A 5,050-nucleotide genomic window follows, 5' to 3' on the forward strand; every position below is an offset into this window, starting at 1 on the left:
TAAGTGGCTTTTTTGAGCGAATAAAACAGTTGGAATTAATACAATCAATAGAATAAAAATGCGAATCATGGTTTTATTTTTATGACCTGTTTGATGACTTTCGGTGAACGACTTCCGTGAAACGCTCTTAAAGCTTCAATTTGTTTGGCTCGAATTCTGTAAATAATTAAATACGAACCCAAAATAATGTTTCTGTAGATGTTGGTTTTAGTTTCTAAATGACGACATTCCGGATGCAGAAGGTATTGAGTTTCGAGGTCATGAACCGTTTGTTTTAAATCCGCATAAAAGTACAGAGCAGCTTTTTCTCCAAAAATAGCTTCACCATATTCAAAAATATCTTGAATATCATGTAAGTAAAAAGTAGATCTACTTACTTTTTTCTTTTCAATCTCCATTCTTCGAATTTTTTATCAAACTCTTTTTCAGTTAAAAAAATTCCTTCTTCTGCCTCTTTAATTAATGAAGTAAATTCATCCTGAGACATTGGTTTGCCTGGAGTTGCTAGGTTTTTGGATTTATCTTTTGAAGTTTTCATAAAAAGATTCTATTGATTAGTAAAGATAAGAAAAAAATAAAACCGTATTTAATTGGTTATCAAACTTCTTTCAAATTCCTCAGGACTCACACCATTGGCAACATCAAATTCGCCAATTTTTGTACGTCGTAAAGCAATTAAATGTGCACCTGAATTAAGAGCGGCACCAAAATCATTTGCCAGCGAGCGAATATATGTGCCTTTGCTACAAACCACTCGAAAGTCAATTTCAGGGATTTTAATTCGAGTAATTTCAAACTCGTAAATCGTTGTTTTTCTGCTTTCCATTTCCACTTCCGTTCCTGTACGGGCGTGTTCATACATTCGGATGCCGTCTTTTTTAATCGCCGAAAAAACCGGTGGTTTTTGATCAATTTCACCTAAAAAATCAGGTAAAGTGTTTTGAATTAAAACTTCATCAATATGTTCAAAAGGAAAACTTAGATTGATTTCTGTTTCCAAATCAAACGACGGCGTTGTGGCACCCAACATAAAAGTTCCTGTATATTCTTTTTCTTGTGCTTGTATTTCGGTAATTCTTTTGGTGAATTTACCTGTGCAGATAATCAACAAGCCGGTTGCTAAGGGGTCTAATGTTCCGGCATGTCCGATTTTGAACTTTTTAGGAAGATCTAAATGCCTTTTTAAAGCATACTTCAACTTATTAACTGCTTGAAAAGACGACCATTTTAGGGGTTTGTCAATCAAAATAATTTGTCCGTCGAGATAGTCTTCTGCCGTTTTCAATACCTTATTTGTTTAGAGTAAAATAAATAAGAAGAATGATTCCGGCAATGATTCGATAATATCCCCAAGGTTTGAAACCGTATTTTTTTATCACTTCGATAAAAAGTTTAATGGCTAAAACGGCAACCACAAATGCAACCAGATTCCCGACTAAAAAAAACTTAATGTTGTCACCTTGCAAAATGAGTTCATAGCCTTTGAGTTGCGTTACTTCATATGTTTTTAAAAATAGTGAATAAACCGTAACTGCCAACATCGTAGGAACTGCTAAAAAAAACGAAAATTCAGCAGCTGTCGCACGGGTTAATCCTTGCTGCATGCCGCCAATAATCGAAGCAGCACTTCTACTGGTTCCCGGCATCATGGCTAAACATTGCCAAATGCCGATTGTAAATGCTTTTTTAAGAGTGATTTCTTCCTCACTAACAACAGTTGGATTTTGAAAACGACTGTCGATAAACAATAAAACAATGCCGCCCAGAATTAAGACAATAGCAATTGGAATTGGATTCCCTAAAACGGCATCAATTTTATCATCAAATAATTTTCCTAAAATTAAAGCCGGAATTACGGCAACAGCCAGTTTGATATAAAAGTTGAATTTGGAAAAGTCAAAAAACTTTTTCCAATATAAAAATACTACCGCCATGATTGCTCCAAGTTGAATAGACACTTGGAAGAGTTTCACAAAATCGTCTTCTTGAATACCAAAGAAAGAACTGGTAAAAATCATGTGAGCTGTGGAAGAAACCGGCAGATATTCAGTCAATCCTTCAACAATGGCAATTAAAATTGCTTGTAATAAATCCATGTAAATGTATTAGTTGATTGTTGGAACAATCTATTTTTTAGGATTTTTCAAAATCGCATAGATAACCACTCCAAATCCTGCCAGTGCCACAGTTGGAGCTAAACGAATTCTTCGAAAATTAAAAATCTCTTCACTAAATACTTTTGGATCATCGCTTCCGCCGCCACTCATCAGAATGAATCCAACGGCTATTACAGCAATACCGATTAATAAGATTTTGTAATTTATTTTTTCAAAAATGAATTCCTGTTTTTGTTCGTTTTTATTACTCATAATTTTTATTATAATGCGGTTAGTACAAGTCGTCTGTTCGTAAATTCAAGAATTTTTGTGTGGCAAAGAAGGTGCTGAACCAAGAGATTAAAACACCCAAGGCTAAAACACCTAGTAAAACAGATCCAATCATAAGTTTGTCATCCAAAACACCGAGATTTGGCAATTGAGAATCGATGTAGACCAATACACCGATAATTGCTACAATTGCTAATACTGCTCCAATCACCCCTAATTTAATACTTCGCATGATGAATGGTTTGCGAATAAACGATTTAGTCGCTCCAACCATTTGCATGGTTTTAATGATAAAACGATTGGAATAAATGGATAATCGCATAGAACTATTAATTAATAACACGGCAATCAAAGCTAAAAATCCGGTTATTATTAATATATAAAAGGTTATTTTCTTGATGTTGTTATTTACCAGATCAACTAAATGTTTGTCGTATACTATATCCGAAATCATTCGGTTTTCTTTGAATTTGCGTTCTATTTTTTTGATGCTGTCACCTTCCACATAGTCCGCTTTTAGGTGAATGTCGTAGGAATTCTGCAACGGGTTGAATCCTAAAAACTGCATAAAATCTTCACCAATAATGTCTTTGTGTTTGGAGGCGGCTGTTTCTTTGGACACAAAGGTATCTGTTTTTACAAAAGCAGATTTTTGTAATTGTTCACCAAAAGCTTTCAAAATACTGTCGTTTGCCTGGTCTTTGAAATAAACCGACATTGGAATTTGTTCTTTAAAATCGTCGGATAATTTTTTAGAATTAATAACAAACAATCCTAAAAGGCCAAGTAGAAAAAGCACCAAAAAAACACTCAAAACCACTGAAAAGTAGGAGGAAATAAGTCTTCTTTTTTGATATCTTTCGAAAGATGATGACATACAGAATAATTTGAGCGGTAAAAATAAAAAAGAAATTGGTTAAACTACAGTTTATAACGTCCAAAGTTTTGACTTTAGTACAATAAACGTAAATTTGCCGTTTTAAAAACCTTAGCAACTCAGAACCTTAGTTCCTTAGAACCTTAGCAAATGAAATATTTCCACGAACAAATCGAAGCCAGATGGCAAAAATATTGGGCAGAAAACCAAACATTTGCCGCTTCATATATTTCAGAAAAGCCTAAATATTATGTATTGGATATGTTTCCCTATCCATCCGGAGCTGGGTTGCACGTTGGACATCCGCTGGGTTATATTGCTTCAGATATTGTGGCTCGTTACAAACGACACAAGGGTTTTAATGTGTTGCATCCGCAAGGCTATGATTCGTTCGGACTTCCGGCGGAGCAATATGCGATTCAAACCGGGCAGCATCCGGAAAAAACAACTAAAGAAAATATCGCTCGTTACCGCGAGCAACTTGATAAAATAGGTTTTTCATTTGATTGGAGTAGAGAAGTTCGCACTTCGAATCCGGATTATTACAAATGGACGCAGTGGATTTTTATTCAATTGTTTGAATCGTATTACTGTAAGCATGCCAATCAAGCTTTTCACATATCTGAATTAGTAAAGGTATTTGAAGCGGAAGGAAATGCCAATGTAGCTATTGTTTGTGATGATAACATTGAAATTTTCACTTCAGAACAATGGAATGCCTTTTCATCAGTAGAACAGCAATCGATTTTATTAAAATATCGTTTGACCTATTTGGCGGAAACGGAAGTTAACTGGTGTCCGGCATTAGGAACCGTTTTAGCCAATGACGAAATTGTTAATGGTGTTTCTGAACGTGGAGGTCATCCCGTGATTCGAAAAAAAATGACCCAATGGAGTATGCGAATTTCTGCTTACGCTGAGCGTTTGTTGCAAGGTTTAGAAACAATCGATTGGAGTGAAAGCATCAAAGAAAGTCAGCGGAATTGGATTGGGAAGAGTGTTGGGGCGACCGTAAAGTTTCAAGTTTCAGGTTCCAAGTTTCAAGTGGAGGTGTTTACGACTAGACCCGACACCATCTTCGGCGTCACCTTCATGACCCTCGCACCCGAACACGAATTGGTTTCACAAATCACCACTCCGGAACAAAAAGCAGCCGTTGAAGCGTATGTTGAAGCAACTGCAAAGCGTTCCGAACGTGAGAGAATGGCCGATGTTAAAACCATTTCCGGTGTTTTTACCGGAGCTTATGCTGAGCATCCGTTTACCAAAGAACCCATTCCTATTTGGATTGGCGATTATGTGTTAGCCGGTTATGGAACAGGAGCTGTGATGGCAGTTCCTTGTGGGGATGAACGCGATTATGCATTTGCTAATTTCTTTAAAGGGAAAGAAGGAATGCCCGAAATTAAAAACATTTTCAACCAAGATATTTCCGAAGCTGCTTTTGCAGAAAAAAGTGGTTTTGAATTAGTGAATTCCCATTTCTTAAATGGTTTGGATTACAAAGAAGGAACAAAAAAAGCTATCGAAGCTTTAGAGCAAATTGGTCAAGGAAAAGGAAAAACCAATTACCGCTTGCGTGATGCTGTTTTCTCTCGTCAACGTTATTGGGGCGAGCCATTTCCAGTTTACTACGTGAAAGGTTTGCCGCAAATGATTGATGTGAAACATTTACCAATTATTCTTCCTGAAGTAGAAAAGTATTTACCAACAGAAGACGGTCAACCGCCTTTAGGAAATGCGACGGATTGGGCTTGGGATGTTGAAAAGTTGCGAGTTGTGAGTT

General features: G+C 36.3%; 7 protein-coding genes. 1 reads left to right on the forward strand and 6 read right to left on the reverse strand.

Annotated features, from left to right (window positions below):
• Positions 1-65 precede the first annotated feature (65 nt).
• Genes ACIQ2S_RS11205 through ACIQ2S_RS11230 form a run of 6 tightly spaced genes read right to left on the reverse strand, consistent with a single transcriptional unit; the run spans position 66 to position 3,264 of the window.
• Positions 66-398 (reverse strand): type II toxin-antitoxin system RelE/ParE family toxin, encoded by a 333-nt coding sequence (locus ACIQ2S_RS11205; RefSeq protein ID WP_396176002.1) that lies wholly within the window; start codon positions 396-398, stop codon positions 66-68.
• Complete coding sequence (locus ACIQ2S_RS11210) at positions 374-538, reverse strand: hypothetical protein (protein ID WP_396176004.1); 165 nt, start codon at positions 536-538, stop codon at positions 374-376. Before ACIQ2S_RS11210 ends, ACIQ2S_RS11205 begins: the two co-directional genes overlap by 25 nt.
• 48 nt (positions 539-586) lie before the next feature.
• Complete coding sequence (gene truB / locus ACIQ2S_RS11215) at positions 587-1,285, reverse strand: tRNA pseudouridine(55) synthase TruB (RefSeq protein ID WP_396176006.1); 699 nt, start codon at positions 1,283-1,285, stop codon at positions 587-589.
• Between the two features lie 4 nt (positions 1,286-1,289).
• Entirely contained in the window at positions 1,290-2,096 is an 807-nt protein-coding gene (locus tag ACIQ2S_RS11220; RefSeq protein ID WP_396176009.1) for an undecaprenyl-diphosphate phosphatase, read from the reverse strand.
• A 30-nt stretch (positions 2,097-2,126) separates the two neighbouring features.
• Positions 2,127-2,369, reverse strand: a complete 243-nt coding sequence (locus tag ACIQ2S_RS11225) for a DUF3098 domain-containing protein (protein WP_396176011.1) — start codon at positions 2,367-2,369, stop codon at positions 2,127-2,129.
• 19 nt (positions 2,370-2,388) lie between these two features.
• Positions 2,389-3,264, reverse strand: coding sequence for a cell division protein FtsX (locus ACIQ2S_RS11230; protein WP_396176013.1), 876 nt, complete (start codon positions 3,262-3,264; stop codon positions 2,389-2,391).
• A gap of 150 nt (positions 3,265-3,414) precedes the next feature.
• On the opposite strand from ACIQ2S_RS11230, the gene ACIQ2S_RS11235 reads away from it, so the two are divergent.
• The coding region (locus ACIQ2S_RS11235; RefSeq protein ID WP_396176015.1) for a class I tRNA ligase family protein at positions 3,415-5,050 on the forward strand (1,636 nt) is incomplete at its 3' end.

This window comes from Flavobacterium sp. (genome assembly GCF_044371705.1).
Classification (GTDB): Bacteria; Bacteroidota; Bacteroidia; order Flavobacteriales; family Flavobacteriaceae; genus Flavobacterium.

Coding starts and splice junctions, on each gene's coding strand:
- ACIQ2S_RS11205 (WP_396176002.1), bottom strand. CDS start 398: ATGGAGATTGAAAAGAAAAAAGTAAGTAGATCTACTTTTTACTTACAT.
- ACIQ2S_RS11210 (WP_396176004.1), bottom strand. CDS start 538: ATGAAAACTTCAAAAGATAAATCCAAAAACCTAGCAACTCCAGGCAAA.
- ACIQ2S_RS11220 (WP_396176009.1), bottom strand. CDS start 2,096: ATGGATTTATTACAAGCAATTTTAATTGCCATTGTTGAAGGATTGACT.
- ACIQ2S_RS11225 (WP_396176011.1), bottom strand. CDS start 2,369: ATGAGTAATAAAAACGAACAAAAACAGGAATTCATTTTTGAAAAAATA.
- ACIQ2S_RS11230 (WP_396176013.1), bottom strand. CDS start 3,264: ATGTCATCATCTTTCGAAAGATATCAAAAAAGAAGACTTATTTCCTCC.